This is a genomic window from Actinomadura sp. NTSP31 (assembly GCF_041951385.1).
Taxonomy (GTDB): domain Bacteria; phylum Actinomycetota; class Actinomycetes; order Streptosporangiales; family Streptosporangiaceae; genus Spirillospora; species Spirillospora napierensis.
Genome location: NZ_JBGNUT010000003.1, coordinates 467,516 through 484,653 on the forward strand (window position 1 = coordinate 467,516; position 17,138 = coordinate 484,653).

Below are 17,138 nucleotides of genomic sequence, written 5' to 3' on the forward strand. Positions count from 1 at the left end.
CTCCGATAGCGCAACGCTATGTGAGCTGAGTCTCGGCGTCAGGACGCGGTCCGGGCGGCCTCGCCGGGCCGCAGGACCTCGCCGTCGGCGTCCTGCCCCAGGGAGACGCGGGCGAGGCGGGTCAGGACGTCCGACAGCTCGGGGGAGTCCTCGGGCGACCAGCCCTCGACGTGCTTCGCCAGGCCCTCGCGGCGGGCGGCGAACAGCCGTTCGGCGGCGGCCTCGCCGGACGGGGTGACGGTCAGGGCGCCGTCGGCCCGCTGGACGTACCCGGCGTCGACGAGGCGGTCGACGTACGGACGGCCGTCCTCGACGGGCACGCCGGCGCGGTCGGCCAGCTCGGTCCCGGAGACCGTCCCGTCCTTGGCGATCCGGCACAGCGCCCAGATGCTGCCGGCGGGCATGTCGACGCCGCAGAGGCGGGCGAGCCGGTTGTAGGCCTCCGCGGCCTTGGCGTCCCGGCGCATGAGCTCGCTGAGCGCCCGCTCGATCTCGTGCCGGGACGAGCGGACGGTCGGCGCCCCGCCGAAGCCCTCGCCGTAGTCGCGCGTCTGGGAGGTGGCGCGGAGCGGGACCTCGCGCAGGAACCAGGTGAGGACGAACGCGACCGCCGCGAACGGGACGGCCCACAGGAACACCGTGTCGATCGACTGGGCGTAGGCGTGCAGGACGCTGTGCTTCACCGGGCCCGGGAACCTGTCGAGGAGCTTCGGGTTGCCCTGGACGGCGGCCGGGTCGAAGCCGGGCGGCAGCATCCCGTTCTTCGCGAGGTCCGTGACGTGCGAGGCCAGTTCGTTGCTGAAGACGGAGCCGAACACCGCGACGCCGAACGACCCGCCGATCTGCCGGAAGAAGGTGACGCCGGACGTGGCCGAGCCGAGGTCGGAGTAGGAGACGGCGTTCTGCACGGCGATGACGAGGACCTGCATCACCAGGCCGAGGCCGAACCCGAGCAGCGCGAACCGCAGGCTCATCGACAGCGTGGAGGAGTTCTCGTCCAGCCGCGACAGCAGGTACAGGGCGATCGCGATCAGCGGCGTGCCGACCACCGGGAAGAGCTTGTAGCGGCCGGTCTTGCTGATCAGCTGGCCGGAGCCGATCGAGGCGACCAGCATGCCGATCATCATCGGCAGCAGGTGCACCCCGGACAGGGTCGGCGAGACGCCGTGCACGACCTGGAGGAAGATCGGCAGGAAGGTGAGCGCGCCGAACATCGCGAAGCCGACGACGAAGCTGATCGCCGAGGACAGCGCGAACACCGAGTGGCGCAGCAGGTGCGGCGGCATGATCGGCTCGGCGGCGCGCCGCTCCACCAGCAGCCAGACCCCGATCAGCACCACCGAGACCGCGGCGAGCACGATGATCGGCGCCGACAGCCAGTCGTAGCGGGTGCCGCCCCAGGTCGTCATCAGCACCAGGCCGACGGACCAGCCGACGATCAGCAGCGTGCCGAGGTAGTCGATGCGGTGCCGCTCGCGCTCCCCCGAGGCGTGCAGGACGGCGGCGATGACCAGCAGCGCGACGATGCCGATCGGGACGTTGATGTAGAACACCCAGCGCCAGGACAGGTTGTCGACGAACCAGCCGCCGAGCAGCGGCCCGCACACGCTGGCCACGCCGAAGACGGCCCCGAACAGGCCCTGGAACCGGCCGCGGTCGCGGGGCGGGACGACGTCGCCGACGATCGCGACGACGAGCACCATCAGCCCGCCGCCGCCGAGGCCCTGCAGCGCGCGGAAGAAGATCAGCTGGTTCATGTCCTGCGCGATGCCGCACAGCGCGGACCCGATCAGGAAGATGACGATCGAGCCCTGGAACAGCCGCTTGCGGCCGTACTGGTCGCCGAGCTTGCCCCACAGCGGCGTCGAGGCGGTGGAGGCGAGCAGGTACGCGGTGACGACCCAGGACAGGTGGTTGAGGCCGCCGAGGTCGCTGACGATGGTCGGCAGGGCGGTGGAGACGATCGTCTGGTCCAGCGCGGCCAGCAGCATGGCCAGCATCAGCGCGCCGAGGATGACGTACAGGTCGCGGCCCTTGGGCATGGCCTTCTCGTCGCGCGCCACCGTGTCAGCGGTCATTCCGCCGTTCCCCCCTCACCAGTGTGACGGGAGAGGACTACCCACGGAGATCACCCCAAATCGGAACCCGGCCCGCCGGAGCCCGTGGACGGGCGCGCGACGCACCGGAACGGCCCCCCGCGCACCGGGGGCCCGTTCCGGGGGCACGCGTCAGCGCAGGATGTCGCGGGCCACCTTGGCTGCGCCGAGGGCGGCGGAGCCGCCCGCGATCGCGGTGGCCCCGGCGGTCACCCACAGCGGGAGGCCGCGGCGGGTCCGCAGCCCGCTGACGGTGTCGAGGGAGTCGACGAGCAGGCCCGCGCGGGCCCACAGCCGCCGCCCGGTCTCGTCGCTCAGCAGGTAACCGGCGCCGAGCGCGATCTCGCGGGCGGCGAACATCCGGGCGACGTAGTCGCGTCCCGGGTCGCTCCCGCCGGCCGACGTCATCAGCTTCACGGTCAGCTTGGGGGCGGCGAACGCCGCGAGGCCCAGGGCCACGCGCGCCCGCGCCACGTTGGTCATGAGGCCGTCCAGGCGGTCCCGGCCGTCTACTTCCTTCGCATCTGCCACATCCGCGAGGTTATCGGGGACCGCGCCGGGCCCCTACGCCGAGGTAACCATTGCCTTACGCGTCTATCGTTCTAGATGGCGGCACTCCCCCGGACGGAAGGTGACCATGGACGAGGGCCTTCTCAGCCTCGCGGTCGTCGCGGTGCTCGCCGCGTTCTGCGTGCGCTGGGTCGCGGTGAAGCTGCGCATGCCGATGCCCACCCGCAGCGCGGTGATCATCGTGTTCGTGCTGGTCGTGGGGGCGCTGTACGGCGAGCACCTGCGCGGCTGACACGCCCGCCGGGGCAATTGCCCGGCGCCGGCGCCGAACTTCCCGCCGGGCCCGGGAGTCATAACTGGCGAAACCGGCTTCACGCCCGTTCCCCGTACCCCGCGGAGCCGGTCCGAGCCGAGGGAGACCACCCGTGCCGCATCCGGCGACCCCGGTCCAGGAGACCGCAGGCGGCATCGCCCCGCACCTGAGGCGCCTGCTGGAGTTCGTCGAGCCCGACCGCGCCGACGTCTGCCTGGACGTGGCGCGCGGCCGCGGCCCGATGCCCGCCGCGCTCGGCCCCCGCGTCCGGCACATGACCGCGGTGGACGCGGCGCCGGCGCCCGCGGAACCGAGCCGGGGCGGCCGCATGTCCACGGTCGAGTTCGGGACCGGCCCGGTGCGCATCACCGGCCCGGCCACCGACCCGGACCGGCCGCCCGCGACGGCGACGCGCGAGGACCCCCGGCCCCGTCCCGCCGACCCGGCGGTCAAGGCCGACGCCACCGCCCTGCCCTACCGGAGCAACACGTTCTCCCTGGTCACGGCCCGGTTCTCGCTCTACACCCTGGGCGAGCCGGAACAGGTGCTGCCCGAGCTGCTGCGGGTGTGCCGGCCGGGCGGCCGGCTCGTCATCGCCGACCTGGTCCGCGGCAACCTGGCCGGCCCGGAGCGGGACCGGATCGAGCGGCTGCGCGACCCGGACCACCCGGGCACCCCGTCCATCGCCCGCCTCACCGAGATGATCACCTCGGCGGGCGGCAGCATCCGCCGCCTCGACGTGTTCACCGTCGAGCGGCCGGTCGAGCCGTGGCTCGCGGGCGCGCGGGACGAGGCGTCCGCCGACATGATCCGCGAGGCGCTCACCGACGAGGTCGACGGCGGCCCCCGCACGGGCGCCAAGCCCCGCGTGATCGGCGGCGAACTCTGGTTCACCCAATCCTGGGCCCACGTAGCGGCCGAGCCCATTTGATTGCACCGCCCTTGGCGGTCGGGCCTTGGAGGCCCTCCCTTCAACGGGCACTGCGTGCGATCGCTGCATCGCTCCGACTCGGCCCTGGGGGCCTCGCTGCGCGATCAAGTTCTCGCAAGCTCGAACTTGGCTTCGCTCGCGATCGCGACGGTCGGGGTCGTTGCGTGGTTGCGGAGGTGGCTGAGGCCGGGATCACGGGATCAGGACGGCGGCGCCGGTGAAGTGGTCGGCGGCCAGGTCGGCTAGGGCGCGGTCGGCTTCGTCCAGGGGGTAGGGGTGGGTCGTGACGGCTACGTCGAGGCGGGCGGCGAGGCGGAGGAACTCCTCGCCGTCGGCGCGGGTGTTGGCGGTGACCGAGCGGACCTGGCGCTCCTGGAACAGGTGCCGCTGGTAGTCCAGGGACGGGACGTCGCTCAGGTGGATGCCGGCGATGGCGAGGGTGCCGCCGCGGTCCAGGCGTTCGAGCGCGGCGGGGACGAGCCCGCCGGCGGGCGCGAAGACGATCGCCGAGTCGAGCGGGTCGGGCGAGGCGTCGAAGGAGTCACCGGCCCAGGAGGCGCCCAGGGATCGGGCCAGCTCGCGGGCGGCCGGGCTGCGGGTGAACACGTGCACGTCGGCGCCCTCGGCGATGGCGATCTGCGCGGCGAGGTGCGCGGAGCCGCCGAATCCCCAGATGCCGAGGCGCCCGCCCGGCGGGAGGTCGGCTCGGCGCAGCGCGCGGTAGCCGATGATGCCCGCGCACAGCAGCGGCGCGGCGCGGACGTCGTCGAGTTCGGGCGGCAGCGCGTAGGTGTAGGCGTCGACGGCCAGGGCGTACTCGGCGTAGCCGCCGTGGGCGTCCCAGCCGGTGTAGACCGAGTACGGGCACAGGTTCTCGGCGCCGCGGCGGCAGAACCGGCAGGCGCCGCAGGTGCCGCGCAGCCACGCGACGCCGACCCGGTCGCCCGCGGCGTGCAGCGCGCCCGCGCCCGCCTCGGCCACCTCGCCAACGATCTCGTGGCCGGGCGTCACCCCGGGCAGGTGGACGGGCAGGTCGCCCTCCGCGACGTGCAGGTCCGTCCGGCAGACGCCGCAGGCGAGGACGCGCACCAGCAGCTCACCGGGGCCCGGTGACGGGACGTCCCGGTCGGCGCGGCGCAGCGGCCCCGAGGCGATCGGAGCCGGCGCGCGCACCGCCCACGCCCGCATCAGGGGGTGAGCGGCAACTCGAACCAGACGGCCTTGCCGTCGCTGGTCGGCCGGGCGCCCCACCGGGTGGCGAGCTGGTCGACCAGGTACAGGCCGCGGCCGCCCTCGTCGGTCTCGCCGGCGCTGCGGATGCGCGGCAGCCGCATGTCGGAGTCGAACACCTCGACCCAGATCGCGTCGGCGCCGCGCCGCAGCCGGAGCCGGAACTCCTTGGTGGGCGGCTCGCGGCGGCCGAGGTCGGCGCCGAGGTTCCAGTCGTCCTCGTCGAACCCGCCCGGGTCGAGGGCGGCGTCGAACGCGCCGCCGACCTGTGCGGTGTTGAACTGGACGGGCGGCGGGGCGCTCAGCGGCTCGCCGCCGCGGCCGGGCGGCCCGGCGGGCACCGGGACGACCGTCTCGCGGCGCGGCTGCGGCGTCGCGGTGGCGTGCAGGACGACGTTGGTGACGACCTCGGAGACCAGCAGGCAGGCCAGTTCGGCCTGCTCGTCGAGCATGCCCCAGGACGCGAACGCGTCGGCGGCCATCCGGCGCGCCTCCGACACCATGATCGGCTCGGCGGGGAAGGTGCGCTCCTCGACGGCCAGCTCGTCGCCGGCGGTGCGGATCACCACGATCGCCACGTCGTCGTCGATGTCGCCGGGGACGGCGTCGTAGGCGGCGTTGGCGATGGCCTCGACGCCGCCGCGCGCGACCCGCTGGACGGCCGCGCGGACCAGCTCGCGGGACTCCTCCCGCGTGTAGTACTCGCCGTCGTCCTTGGGCCGCCGGTCGATGAGGCCGTCGGTGTAGAGCACCAGCGTGGCGCCGGGCTTCAGCTCGGTCTGCTCCTCGTTGAAGAGGATCTCGCCGCCCATGCCGGGGGCGCGGACGCCGAGCATGGCGCCCTCGCTCTCGAAGTCCAGCTCGCCGACCTCGCCGTCGACGATGAGCAGCGGCGGGTCGTGGCCGGCGTTGGCGAACTCCAGCACCCGCGACCAGGCGTCGTAGACGAAGTAGGTGCACGACACCAGCGGCGGCCGGACGAGGTCGTCGCTGTTCCAGCCGGACCGCATCCGCTCGGGCCGGGTCATCGTGCGGACCCATTCGTCGAGCTTGCGCAGGATGTCGGCCGGGGGCTTGTCGTCCTGGGCGAAGGCGCGCAGCGCGGCGCGCAGCTGGCCCATCACGGCGGCGGCGCGGGCGCCGCGGCCCTCGACGTCGCCGATGACGAGGCCGACGCGGCCGGCCGACAGCGGGATCACGTCGTACCAGTCGCCGCCGACCTGGGTCTGGATGCCGTGCCCGTGCGCCTCCAGCGGGCGGGCCGGCTCGTACCGCCAGGCGATCTGCAGGCCGTCCAGGTGCGGCGGCCGGTCGCCGGGCAGCAGGTGCTTCTGGAAGGCCAGCGCGGTCTCGCGCTCCTCCTCGAACAGCATCGCGTTGTCGACGGCGAGCGCGACGCGGCTGGCGATGGCGCCGAGCAGGTCGCGGTCGAAGCCGTCGTAGTGCGGGTCGGGCCGCTTGGACAGGTTCGACAGCGCCAGGCTCATCACGCCGAGCATCTCGCCGCGCACCAGCAGCGGCGCGGAGATCACCGAGGTGACGCCCATGGACTCGCCGAGCCGCAGCGACGACTCGGAGGGGGCGGAGAACCGGTGCTGGACCATGTCCTCGACGAGGACGGCGTCGCGGCGCGCCATCGCCTTGGCGCTGAAGTGGCCGGGCGGGTAGGAGACCGGCTCGCCGACCTCGGCCCAGGTGCCGGGCGGCGGCTCCCAGTTGCCGGCGTGCCGCGACACCCGCCGGTAGAGGCGGTCGCCGCTGTAGAGGTCGATGAAGCAGTGGTCGGCGAACTGCGGGACGAGGGTGTCGGCGACGCGCCGCAGCGTCGCCTCCAGCTCGAGGGACCCGGCGAGCCGCTCGCCGATGCGCTCCAGCAGCCCGTAGCGCTCCTGGTCGCGCTGGTTGGAGCGGAGCGCCTCCCGCGCGAAGATCACGACGCCGTCGACGGCGCCGGACGGGTGCCGCAGCGGGACGGCGTGCGCGCGCGTGTACACGGTGGTGCCGTCGGCGCGCAGGTTGCAGAAGGTGCCCTCCCAGACGCCGCCCTTCAGGACGTGCTTGGCGAGCTCGGTGGCCTGCTCGTGGTCCTCCTCGGCGATGCCGAGGGACAGCACCGAGTGCCCGATGATCTCGTCGCCGCCGAAGCCGAACAGCTGCCGCGCGAACGCGTTGCCGTAGATGACGTTGCTGAAGCGGTCACAGACGATGACCGCCATCTCCATCTGGTTGAGGACGGTCTCGGGCGGCAGATGCGCCTCGAAGGACGCTTCCCCCCAACGCTTCATCTCCCCATCCCGATACCAGTCGCGGTCCCGCCGGTGACCGCCTCGCCTCCGCGCGGCCGGCCCGCGCCGCCCGCGGCGATGATCACCGGGCGTCGCGGCAGGGGCCGCGTACGTGTCTGCCTCGTCGTATTGAACGACGAACCCGCCGCCGGGATACGCCCGAACGGCGCGATGGTGTGGAGATCTTCGGTATAGACCGTCGAGGCGGGGGTGGGGGGCGGCACGCCGACCGTGTCAGCGCCTGCTGACGAACACGTGCTCGGCGATGTCGCGCGGCAGTTCCGTCGCAGCACCGTCGGCCTCGTCGTCACAGGTCACCCGCACCCCGTCATCGGTCGCCCGGAGAGTCACCTCTCGTCCCGGTTGTATCCCTATTTGCTTGAGTCTAAGCATCAGGTCGCTGTCCATCTGCACCTGCTCGCTGATCCGCCGGACCACGGCGGCGGCACCGGAGGCGCTGGCGACCGCGGTCATCACCGACAGGGGCGCGGCGGCGGCGTCGTCCCCGTGCCCGCCCAGCTCGTCCAGGCCGGGGATCGGGTTGCCGTGCGGGCAGGTGGTCGGGTTGTCCAGCAGCGCGACCAGCCGCCGCTCGACCTCCTCCGACATCACGTGCTCCCACCGGCAGGCCTCGATGTGGACGTCCTCCCAGGGCAGTCCGATGACGTTGACCAGCAGGCACTCGGCGAGCCGGTGCTTGCGCATGACGCGGGTGGCGAGGCCACGGCCGCTGTCGGTCAGTTCGAGGTGCCGATCACCCTCGACCCGCAGCAGCCCGTCCCGCTCCATCCGCGCGACCGTCTGGCTCACCGTCGGGCCGCTCTGGGAGAGCCGCTCGGCGATGCGCGCGCGGAGGGGGATGATCCCCTCCTCTTCGAGCTCGAACACCGTCCGGAGATACATCTCCGTGGTATCGATCAGGCCGTGTGAGGTCACAGCTCCCTCCAGTCTTATGGCCTCGAAGTCTACTTGCTATGGGCCCCTGCCGCCGGACCGCGCGAATATCCCCCGGACGGCGGGTACGGGGGAACGCGAGATGAACGCGAAAACTTCCCACGACGCCGAGCCGTACCTCCCGGACTCCCCCGAGGAGCGCACCGATCTGGACGCCCTGCGCCACGCCGCGGCGGGCTGCCGGGGCTGCGGCCTCTACGAGAACGCCACGCAGACCGTCTTCGGCGAGGGCTCCGCCGGCGGACGCGTCGTGCTGGTCGGCGAGCAACCCGGCGACCAGGAGGACCGCCAGGGCCACCCGTTCGTCGGCCCGGCCGGACGCGTCCTCGACCGGGCGCTGGAGGAGGCCGGGATCGAGCGCGGCGAGGTGTACATCACCAACGCCGTCAAGCACTTCAAGTTCAAGCGCCAAGCGGGCGGCAAGCGCCGCATCCACGAGGCGCCGAACGTGGGCGAGATGCGCGCGTGCCGTCCGTGGCTGCTGGCCGAGCTGCGGGCCCTCGACCCGGACGTGGTCGTCGCGCTGGGCGCGACGGCCGGCAAGGCGCTGCTCGGCTCCTCGTTCCGGGTGACGAGGCTGCGCGGGCGCCTGCTCGCCCTGCCCGAGCTGGAGACGATCGGCACCCCGGCCGCCGGCCGGGAGATCGACGAGGCCCCGCCCGGCGAGGCCGACACCCAGGTCGTCGCGACGATCCACCCGTCCGCCGTCCTGCGCGCCGAGGACCGCGACGCCGTGTACGCCGGTCTCCTCGACGACCTCAAGGTGGTCGCCCGAGCCCTCCGCTGACGCGGTCCGGTCAGGTGGTGGTGGGGACGGTCTCGGCCGTGCGCGTGTCGTAGCGGAGCAGCGCGGGGACCAGGAGGGCCACGACGACGACGAGGACGGCGCAGGCGATGCCGCCGCCGACCCAGGACGCGGTGGCGCCGGCCACGCTCGCGACCGCCCCCGCGCGCAGGTCGCCGAGGCGGGGGCCGCCCGCGACGACGACGGTGAAGACGCCCTGGAGGCGGCCGCGCATCTCGTCCGGCGCGTAGGTCTGGAGCATCGTCTGCCGGAACACCGACGACACCAGGTCGGCGGCTCCGCCGAAGGCGAGCAGCACGACCGCCAGCCACAGCTGGTGGGCGAGCCCGGCGGCGGCCACGGCCAGGCCCCACACGACGATCGACACCACCAGCGCGATCCCCTGCCGGTGCACGCGGCCGATCCAGCCGGAGATCAGCCCGCCGAGGAACGCCCCGATCGCGATCGCGGCGAACAGGTAGCCGACCGCGCCCTCCCCGCCGAACCGGGTCTCGGCCAGTTCCGGGAACAGCGCGCGCGGCATCGCGACGCCCATCGCGATGATGTCCACGACGAACGACATCAGCAGGACCGGCTGGGTGCCGAGGTAGCGCAGCCCGTCGATCACCGCCCGGAGCCCGGGGGTGCCGGTGACGTCGCCGAGCGGCGGGATCGAGGGCAGCCGCAGCGCCGCCCACAGCCCGACGGTGAACAGCACCGCGTCCATTCCGTAGGCGGCGCCGTAGCTCCAGCGGGCCAGGATCACGCCGGCGAACAGCGGGCCGGCGAGCATCCCCACCTGGCTGGCGGTGAAGTTGAGCGTGTTGGCGGCCGGGACGAGCGGCTTGTCGATCAGCCGGGGGATGATCGCGCTGCGGGTCGGCGACGACACCGCGAACCCGGTCGCCTGCACCGCCACCACGATCATGATCAGCGGCAGGCTCTCCAGGTGCAGCAGCGCCTGGACGAGCAGCAGCAGCGTCGCGACCCACATCACGCAGGACGCGCAGAACAGCAGCCGGCGCCGGTCCATGTGGTCGGCGACCGCGCCGCCCCACAGCCCGAACACGATCAGCGGGACGAGGTTGACCAGCCCGAGCACGCCCACCCAGAACGACGACCCGGTCATCTCGTAGACCTGGACGGGCACCGCCACGGCGGTGACCTGGAAGCCGATGAACGACACGCCCTGCCCGAGCCACAGCCGCCGGTACGGCGCGTGCCGCAGGGGACGGGTGTCGATCGCGAGGCGGCGCACGAGGCCCCGGCGCCGGGGCCCGGGATGCGCCGGATCGTCGGCGGCGTCCGGCAATTCCGGGCCGCCTCCCTCGGGGGTGTCAGGAGCACAGGCGGGGGATGGCTGCTGTTCCGGTGTCACGGAGACAGTCTCTCCGCCACCCACCGATCGGCCGCGTCCGGGTCCGCGTCGAGCGGCTCGCCCCGCTCGTCCAGCGCCGTCCGCCGGTACCGGAAGCGGTCGTGCAGCCGGTCGCGGCGGCCCTGCCAGAACTCGATCGTCTCCGGGACGACCCGGTACCCGCCCCAGAAGTCCGGCAGCGGCACCGCGTCCCCCTCCGCCACCGCCTCCGCCCCCGGCGCCGCGGCCGGATCCGGCCAGCGCTCGGCGAGCGCGGCGAACCGCCGCTCCAGTACCGAGCGGTCCGGGATCACGCCGGACTGGTGCTCGCTCGCCCACGCGCCGAGCCGCGACCCGTACGGGCGGGTCCGGAAGTACGCCTCCGACTCGTCCCGCGTCAGCCGGAACACCGGGCCGGCGACGCGCACCTGCCGGTGCATCGGATGCCACGGGAAGACCAGCGCCGCGCGCGGATTCTCCGCCAGGTCGCGGCCCTTGTCCGAGGTGAAGTTCGTGAAGAACCGGAACCCGTGCGGCCCGTACCCCTTGAGCAGGACCGTCCGCGCGCTCGGGACCCCGTCGGCGGACGCCGTGGCCAGCACCATCGCGTTCGGCTCGGGGAGCCCGAACGCGTGCACGTCGGCGAACCACGCGGCGAACAGCGCCAGCGGATCGGCGGGGAGGGCCCCCTCCGCCAACTCGCCCCCCTCGTAGGATCTGCGGAGCCGTGCGGGGTCGGGCGTTGGGGAATCCACAGCGTCTGAGCCTCTCACCTGGGAACTGTGCATCTCACATGGACCTGGGTACTGGTCAGTAGGGCGGACAGGGTTCAATGGCACGGCACCGCCTTATCACTCTTGGGGACGAAAGGCAGGACGACATGTCCGACTTCAAACCCGGTCTTGAGGGGGTCGTGGCCTTCGAGACCGAGATCGCCGAACCGGACAAGGAGGGCGGCGCCCTCCGCTACCGGGGCGTCGACATCGAGGAGCTCGTCGGCCGCGTCTCCTTCGGCGACGCCTGGGGCCTGCTGGTCGACGACAGCTTCGACCCGGGCCTCGCCCCCGCCGACCCGCACGTCCTGCCGGTCACCTCCGGCGACGTCCGGGTGGACGTGCAGAGCGCGCTCCCCACCCTCGCCCCCGCGTACGGGCTGAAGCCGCTGCTGGACATCTCCGACGAGCGGGCCCGCGCCGACCTCGCCCGGGTGTCGGTGACCGCGCTGTCGTTCGTCGCCCAGTCGGCGCGCGGCATCGGCGTCCCGATGGTCCCGCAGAGCCGGATCGACGAGGCCTCCACCATCACCGAGCGGTTCATGGTCCGCTGGCGCGGCGAGCCCGACCCGCAGCACGTCCGGGCCATCGACGCCTACTGGGTCTCCGCCGCCGAGCACGGCATGAACGCCTCCACCTTCACCGCCCGCGTCATCGCCTCCACCGGCGCCGACGTGGCGGCCAGCATCTCCGGCGCGATCGGCGCGATGTCCGGCCCGCTGCACGGCGGCGCCCCGGCCCGCGTCCTGCCGATGATCGAGAAGGTCGAGCAGCTCGGCGACGCCCGCAAGGTCGTCACCGACATCCTCGACTCCGGCGACCGGCTGATGGGCTTCGGGCACCGCGTCTACCGCGCCGAGGACCCGCGCGCCCGGGTGCTGCGCCGCACCGCCAGGGAGCTGGACGCGCCGCGCTACGAGGCCGCGAAGGCCCTGGAGGACGCGGCCCTCGCCGAGCTGCGCGAGCGCCGCCCGGACCGTCCGATCGAGACGAACGTGGAGTTCTGGGCCGCGGTCATCCTGGACTTCGCCGAGGTCCCGACCGCGATGATGCCCGCGATGTTCACCTGCGGCCGCACCGCCGGGTGGGCCGCGCACATCCTGGAGCAGAAGCGCACCGGCCGCCTCGTCCGGCCGAGCGCCCGCTACACCGGCCCCGGCACCCGTTCCATCGAGGACGTCCGGGGCGCGGCGGAGGTCCTCAAGCGCAGTGCTTGACCGCCCGGCCGGCTGAGCCGGCCGGCGCCCGCCCCCGCCGCAACGCGCCTGAGGCCCCCGGTTCGCAGGGAACCGGGGGCCTTCGTGCGTCCTCAGCGGGACGGCGCGGGCGCGGCGCCGTCCCCGGCCGGGCAGTCCGCCCTGGCCTGGTGGCCGGTGACGAGGCGGCCGCAGACCTCCTTGACCTCGACGGCGCCGTCCGGGCGGACGGTGGCGAGCAGGACGGGCTTGTCCGGCACCACGTGGCCCTGGTCGCGGCCGGTGAACTGCAGCACGCCGCTCGCGCCGTTCCACAGCGGGCCCTCGCCGGGGTCGTCCAGCGCGGCGAACACCCCGCCCGCGGTCGGCGGCGCGGCCTGCGCGGTGAAGACCTGGTTCGCCACGAACCCGATCATCGAGGCGGCGTCGTAGCTGACCGCGGCCCGGGTCTCCGACGGCCGCAGGTCGCGCGGCGCCTTCGCGCCGATGATCGAGCCGACGGCGCCGGGGTAGGCGTTGAAGAACACGTTGCGGCGGTCGCCGACCCACGCGTCCGTCCACGCCTCGTGCGCGGCGAGCGGCATGTAGAACAGCCGGAAGGTCGCCACCCGGCCGATCTGCGGGGCGTTGTCGCTGACGTACTTGGCGATCTCGTCGTCGGCCAGCACGATCTGCCCGCTGGGGCAGGTGTGCTGGAGGACGTTGGTGAAGGTGCGGAACTCGTCCGACCGGCCCGCGTAGTAGAACAGGTCCGGCGGCTTCTGGCACAGCTCGTGGACCGTCTTGTCGAGGTTGCCGGGGCTGTCGTAGTCGCGGACCACGACCTGCCCGCCCTTGACGTAGCCGGTGAAGGAGCTCTTGAAGGACGAGGCCAGGTCCTTGCTGTAGAGGTCGTGGGGGTCGGCGTTGTAGATGACGTCGACGGTGCGGGCCGGCTTGCCTCCGACCTGCCCGTGGCTCGCCCAGTAGGCGGCGTGCTCCGCCAGGCGCTTGTTGGGCGGCGCCAGGCGGAAGTAGTACGGGGAGAAGCCCGCGTTGTGGTCGAGCATCCCCGTCTCGTTGTAGCTGTTGGCGGTGCCGACCATCGGCAGCGCCGACTTCGACAGCACCTTGATCGCGTCCTGCGTCTCGGCGCGGCTCTGCTCGAACCCGACGACCGCCACGACGGACCGGTCCTTCAGCGCCAGCCCGCGGATCTGCTCGGCGACCTGCCGGGCGTGCTGGAACCGGGCGCCCGCGTTCGCCACCAGCACCCGCATCCGCAGGCTCTGGCTCGCGGCGTTGAACTCCTCCTGCGCCATCGCGAGGCCGACCAGCTCCCCCTCGGCTCCGGAGAGCAGGTCCAGCTGCCGGTTCTGGATGGCCGGGTCGGCGGTGATCGGCCCGAGGTAGACGACCGTCGCGTACGGCTTGCGGGACCGCGACACCGCGTCGTTCTGCTTCTTCAGCCGCCCCAGCACCGACGAGAGCCGGTTGTCGTTGTTCTCGCCGTCGCTGACCTCGCCGAACTTGAACGACCCGTCGGTGATCCCGATGCACTCGCCGGACGCCGTCCGCTTGATGCCGAACGGCGAGCAGTACCGGTCCACCTGGACGGAGATGACCGTGACCGACGCGGCGGCGACCGCCACCATGGCGATCCACGGCAGCGCGGGATGGGCGATCCGGGGACGGCGTCGCACCGGCCGGACGGGCGGGATGTCGCCGCCGGGGTCGCGGGTGATGTCGACGCGCAGCTCCCGCCGCGACCCGAGGACGCCGACGCGCCGCTGCTCGCGCCAGTACCGGTCCCACAGCGCGCGCGCCGCGAGCACGCTCTGCGGCTCCCCCGACCACAGGTCGACGCGCACCGCCTGCGCGAGCCGGTCCACCAGCCGGGGCCCGGACGCTGCGGTCGGGCCGTCCTCGGCGGGCGCGGCCGGGTCGACGCCCGCGGTGACGACCAGCGGGTCGAACCCCGGGGGCGCGGCGCCGTCGCCGCTGTCGGCGCGGACGCGCTCGATGTACTCGATCACCCGGACGCCGGGATGCCCCGCCGCCAGATGCTCGAAGATCAGCACCGGGTAGCGGACCCGCGCCCACGCCGCCCGCCGGTAGTCGCGCCGGTAGTTGCGCCGCAGGTCCTCCAGGAACGCCGCGACCAGCAGCAGGTCGAGCTGCTCGGCGTGGTCGTCCGGCTCGACGGGCCGCGGGTCGAACACGTTGAGCGCGAAGCCGAGGAAGCCGGTGGAGTCGCGCTGCAGGTACGGCTGCCCGACGAACCAGCCGAACCGCCGCACCCCGTACCAGCCGCGCGTCCGGGCGACGATCTGGACCGTGACGAACGCCAGCCCGACGACGGCGGCCAGCACCGCGGACGCCAGGTCCAGCGCGGCGGCCGTCCCGGCGCTGATCAGCGCGACCACGGCCACGCCGATCGGCGCGATCTGCTCCAGGAACGACAGGAAGTTCGTCGTCCGGCTGCGCGGCTCCTCCAGGTCGCGCAGCACGTCCCGGCCGCGCCGCCGGATGACCCGGTTCAGCTCGCGGCGCCGCGCGTTCTCGTTGTCGCCGACGGGCGGGTGGGTGAGCCGCCGGACGAGCTGGAAGTTCTCCCGCTCCGACGACGAGGCGTACCGGGGCGGCGACTGGTCGCCGGCGAGCCGGATCTCGCGCAGGTCCCGCAGCCACAGCGCCATCTCCAGCAGCGGGAACCGCAGCGCCGGCTCGCCGCGCGCCCGGCTGCTCGGCTGCGACAGCTCCCGCTTGGCCTCCCGCAGCACGCCGGCGACGTCGGTGGCGGGCGTGTCGGCGGCGATGTGCGAGACGGGCGCCCGCTCCTGCTCGCACCGGTTCTTGAACATCTCCGCGACGTGCCCGGCGGCCCCGGCGGGACCGAGCAGCAACAGCAGCGGCCGCAGCCGCTCCCGCCAGCGCCACGGCGGCCGTTCCCGCAGCCGTTCGAACAGGTCGAGCACTCCGCGCAGCCGATCCTCCGACAGGATCCGGTCGCCGTCGCCCGGCATGGAAAACCCCTCGCTCTCGCCCTCGTCCCCCCGGCGGCCCCTCGTCCCGGCCCGCGCCCCCTGCGCACGCCCTTTGGACATTGGACGCCAAGTACAGCGAAATGGATCGAAAATTTCCGAGAATCACCCGCCGATCGCGCTGATTCCGTCACCTGCGAAGGCCCGGGCGAGGTGCCCGCACCTGCACGGGTTTGTCATCATGGAGCCCGTGACCGACGACCCAGACGAGCCGCTCGAAGGCGACATCGGCCCGGCCGCGGCGGCCGTCCGCCCCGCGGAACCCGAGACCGACCCGGCCGAGGAGATGCGCCGCTACGCGGCGGAACGCGAGGAACGCCGCCGCCGCACCAACGCCCTCTCCGGACGCATCGCCGCCGCCCTGTGCGCCGCGCTGCTGGCGTACCTGACCTTCGACGCCGTCCGCGCCGCCATCGACGACCACGCCCACGGCCGCGCCTGGATCTATCCGCCGGGGGTCGTCGCCGCTGTCTGCGGAGTCATGCTGGTGGCCCTGCTTACCTGGGTCGTACGGCGGGTCAAGTAGCCTTCTGCGAGTGACCGAAAGCGCGAATCCAGCCATTGCCATTCCCGCCGACATCAAGCCCGCGGACGGCCGCTTCGGATGCGGGCCGTCCAAGGTCCGTCCCGAGCAGCTCGCCGCGCTCGCCGAGTCCGGCTCGACGTACCTGGGCACCTCGCACCGGCAGAAGCCGGTCAAGTCCCTCGTCGGCCGGGTCCGCGAGGGCCTGGCGCAGCTGTTCTCCCTCCCCGACGGCTACGAGGTCCTGCTCAGCAACGGCGGCACGACCGCGTTCTGGGACGCCGCCGCGTTCGGCCTCGTCCGGCAGCGCTCGCAGCACCTGACGTTCGGTGAGTTCTCCAGCAAGTTCGCCAAGGTCACCACGGGCGCGCCGTGGCTGGGGAACCCGACCGTCATCGACAGCCCGCCCGGCACGCACCCGGAGGCGTCCGCCGAGGAGGACGTCGACGTCTACGCCCTCACCCACAACGAGACCTCGACCGGCGTCGCGATGCCGATCAAGCGTCCCGCCGGGACCATCGCGCGCGACGGCCTCGTCCTGGTGGACGCCACCTCCGGCGCCGGCGGCCTGCCCGTGGACGTCACCGAGACCGACGTCTACTACTTCGCGCCGCAGAAGTGCTTCGCCGCCGACGGCGGCCTGTGGGTGGCGCTCGCCTCCCCCGCCGCGCTCGAGCGCATCGACGAGATCGCCTCGTCCGACCGGTACGTGCCGGAGTTCTTCAACCTGAAGACCGTCCGGGACAACTCGTCCAAGGACCAGACCTACAACACCCCCGCCGTCGCCACCCTGATCCTGCTCGCCGAGCAGATCGAGTGGATGAACGCGCAGGGCGGCCTGGCCTGGACGACGGCGCGCACCGCCGACTCCTCGCAGCGCCTGTACACCTGGGCCGAGAAGACCTCGTACACGACGCCGTTCGTGACCGACCCGGCGCAGCGCTCGCAGGTCGTCGGCACGATCGACTTCAACGACGACGTCGACGCGGCGGCCGTCGCCAAGGCGCTGCGCGCCAACGGGATCGTCGACACCGAGCCGTACCGCAAGCTCGGCCGCAACCAGCTGCGGATCGGCATGTTCCCGGCGATCGACCCGTCCGACGTCGAAGCCCTCACCACCTGCATCGAATACGTCGTAGAGCGGCTCTAGGCAGTCCTGACCC

The 17,138-nt window shown here is 73.2% G+C and carries 14 protein-coding genes; 6 read left to right on the forward strand and 8 right to left on the reverse strand.

Annotated features, from left to right (window positions below):
• Positions 1-38: 38 nt before the first annotated feature.
• Complete coding sequence (locus tag ACA514_RS07330) at positions 39-2,078, reverse strand: MFS transporter (RefSeq protein ID WP_375040246.1); 2,040 nt, start codon at positions 2,076-2,078, stop codon at positions 39-41.
• A gap of 150 nt (positions 2,079-2,228) precedes the next feature.
• Positions 2,229-2,627 carry a hypothetical protein gene (locus tag ACA514_RS07335; RefSeq protein ID WP_375040247.1) on the reverse strand — a complete coding sequence of 133 codons (399 nt, stop codon included), beginning with the start codon at positions 2,625-2,627 and terminating at the stop codon, positions 2,229-2,231.
• A 106-nt stretch (positions 2,628-2,733) separates the two neighbouring features.
• Here ACA514_RS07335 and ACA514_RS07340 point away from each other — a divergent pair, with 106 nt between their 5' ends.
• Together ACA514_RS07340 and ACA514_RS07345 are read left to right on the forward strand one after the other, a co-directional pair.
• Positions 2,734-2,898, forward strand: a complete 165-nt coding sequence (locus tag ACA514_RS07340; RefSeq protein ID WP_375040248.1) for a hypothetical protein — start codon at positions 2,734-2,736, stop codon at positions 2,896-2,898.
• A 133-nt stretch (positions 2,899-3,031) separates the two neighbouring features.
• On the forward strand, positions 3,032-3,850 hold the full coding sequence (locus ACA514_RS07345) for a class I SAM-dependent methyltransferase (RefSeq protein WP_375040249.1): 819 nt from the start codon (positions 3,032-3,034) through the stop codon (positions 3,848-3,850).
• A 192-nt stretch (positions 3,851-4,042) separates the two neighbouring features.
• Here ACA514_RS07345 and ACA514_RS07350 read toward each other — a convergent pair whose 3' ends face one another.
• From ACA514_RS07350 to ACA514_RS07360, 3 genes are all read right to left on the reverse strand, one after another.
• Entirely contained in the window at positions 4,043-5,023 is a 981-nt protein-coding gene (locus ACA514_RS07350; RefSeq protein WP_375040250.1) for a zinc-binding alcohol dehydrogenase family protein, read from the reverse strand.
• Positions 5,024-5,037: 14 nt separating this feature from the next.
• Positions 5,038-7,365 carry a SpoIIE family protein phosphatase gene (locus ACA514_RS07355; RefSeq protein ID WP_375040251.1) on the reverse strand — a complete coding sequence of 776 codons (2,328 nt, stop codon included), beginning with the start codon at positions 7,363-7,365 and terminating at the stop codon, positions 5,038-5,040.
• A gap of 234 nt (positions 7,366-7,599) precedes the next feature.
• Entirely contained in the window at positions 7,600-8,301 is a 702-nt protein-coding gene (locus tag ACA514_RS07360; RefSeq protein ID WP_151542213.1) for a metal-dependent transcriptional regulator, read from the reverse strand.
• Between the two features lie 100 nt (positions 8,302-8,401).
• Between ACA514_RS07360 and ACA514_RS07365 the strand changes: the two genes are divergently transcribed.
• On the forward strand, positions 8,402-9,106 hold the full coding sequence (locus ACA514_RS07365) for a UdgX family uracil-DNA binding protein (RefSeq protein WP_375040252.1): 705 nt from the start codon (positions 8,402-8,404) through the stop codon (positions 9,104-9,106).
• 10 nt (positions 9,107-9,116) lie between these two features.
• Here the strand turns inward: ACA514_RS07365 and ACA514_RS07370 are convergent, their stop codons facing one another.
• The gene (locus ACA514_RS07370) at positions 9,117-10,415 is read right to left on the reverse strand and encodes an MFS transporter (protein ID WP_375040253.1); all 1,299 of its coding nucleotides are present in this window, start codon (positions 10,413-10,415) and stop codon (positions 9,117-9,119) included.
• A gap of 62 nt (positions 10,416-10,477) precedes the next feature.
• Positions 10,478-11,248 (reverse strand): pyridoxamine 5'-phosphate oxidase, encoded by a 771-nt coding sequence (gene pdxH, locus ACA514_RS07375; protein ID WP_375040254.1) that lies wholly within the window; start codon positions 11,246-11,248, stop codon positions 10,478-10,480.
• Between the two features lie 92 nt (positions 11,249-11,340).
• Here pdxH and ACA514_RS07380 point away from each other — a divergent pair, with 92 nt between their 5' ends.
• Positions 11,341-12,450 (forward strand): citrate synthase 2, encoded by a 1,110-nt coding sequence (locus ACA514_RS07380; protein WP_375040255.1) that lies wholly within the window; start codon positions 11,341-11,343, stop codon positions 12,448-12,450.
• 92 nt (positions 12,451-12,542) lie between these two features.
• Here the strand turns inward: ACA514_RS07380 and ACA514_RS07385 are convergent, their stop codons facing one another.
• Positions 12,543-15,434 (reverse strand): hypothetical protein, encoded by a 2,892-nt coding sequence (locus tag ACA514_RS07385; protein ID WP_375040256.1) that lies wholly within the window; start codon positions 15,432-15,434, stop codon positions 12,543-12,545.
• Between the two features lie 208 nt (positions 15,435-15,642).
• Between ACA514_RS07385 and ACA514_RS07390 the strand changes: the two genes are divergently transcribed.
• On the forward strand, positions 15,643-15,978 hold the full coding sequence (locus ACA514_RS07390; RefSeq protein ID WP_375040257.1) for a hypothetical protein: 336 nt from the start codon (positions 15,643-15,645) through the stop codon (positions 15,976-15,978).
• Positions 15,979-15,988: 10 nt separating this feature from the next.
• On the forward strand, positions 15,989-17,125 hold the full coding sequence (gene serC, locus ACA514_RS07395) for a phosphoserine transaminase (RefSeq protein WP_375040258.1): 1,137 nt from the start codon (positions 15,989-15,991) through the stop codon (positions 17,123-17,125).
• Positions 17,126-17,138: the final 13 nt, after the last annotated feature.

What these genes read in the sequence shown, in the direction of transcription:
- ACA514_RS07330 (WP_375040246.1), bottom strand. Translation starts at nt 2,078, where the DNA reads ATGACCGCTGACACGGTGGCGCGCGACGAGAAGGCCATGCCCAAGGGC.
- ACA514_RS07340 (WP_375040248.1), top strand. Translation starts at nt 2,734, where the DNA reads ATGGACGAGGGCCTTCTCAGCCTCGCGGTCGTCGCGGTGCTCGCCGCG.
- ACA514_RS07355 (WP_375040251.1), bottom strand. Translation starts at nt 7,365, where the DNA reads ATGAAGCGTTGGGGGGAAGCGTCCTTCGAGGCGCATCTGCCGCCCGAG.
- ACA514_RS07365 (WP_375040252.1), top strand. Translation starts at nt 8,402, where the DNA reads ATGAACGCGAAAACTTCCCACGACGCCGAGCCGTACCTCCCGGACTCC.
- pdxH (WP_375040254.1), bottom strand. Translation starts at nt 11,248, where the DNA reads ATGCACAGTTCCCAGGTGAGAGGCTCAGACGCTGTGGATTCCCCAACG.
- ACA514_RS07380 (WP_375040255.1), top strand. Translation starts at nt 11,341, where the DNA reads ATGTCCGACTTCAAACCCGGTCTTGAGGGGGTCGTGGCCTTCGAGACC.
- ACA514_RS07385 (WP_375040256.1), bottom strand. Translation starts at nt 15,434, where the DNA reads ATGCCGGGCGACGGCGACCGGATCCTGTCGGAGGATCGGCTGCGCGGA.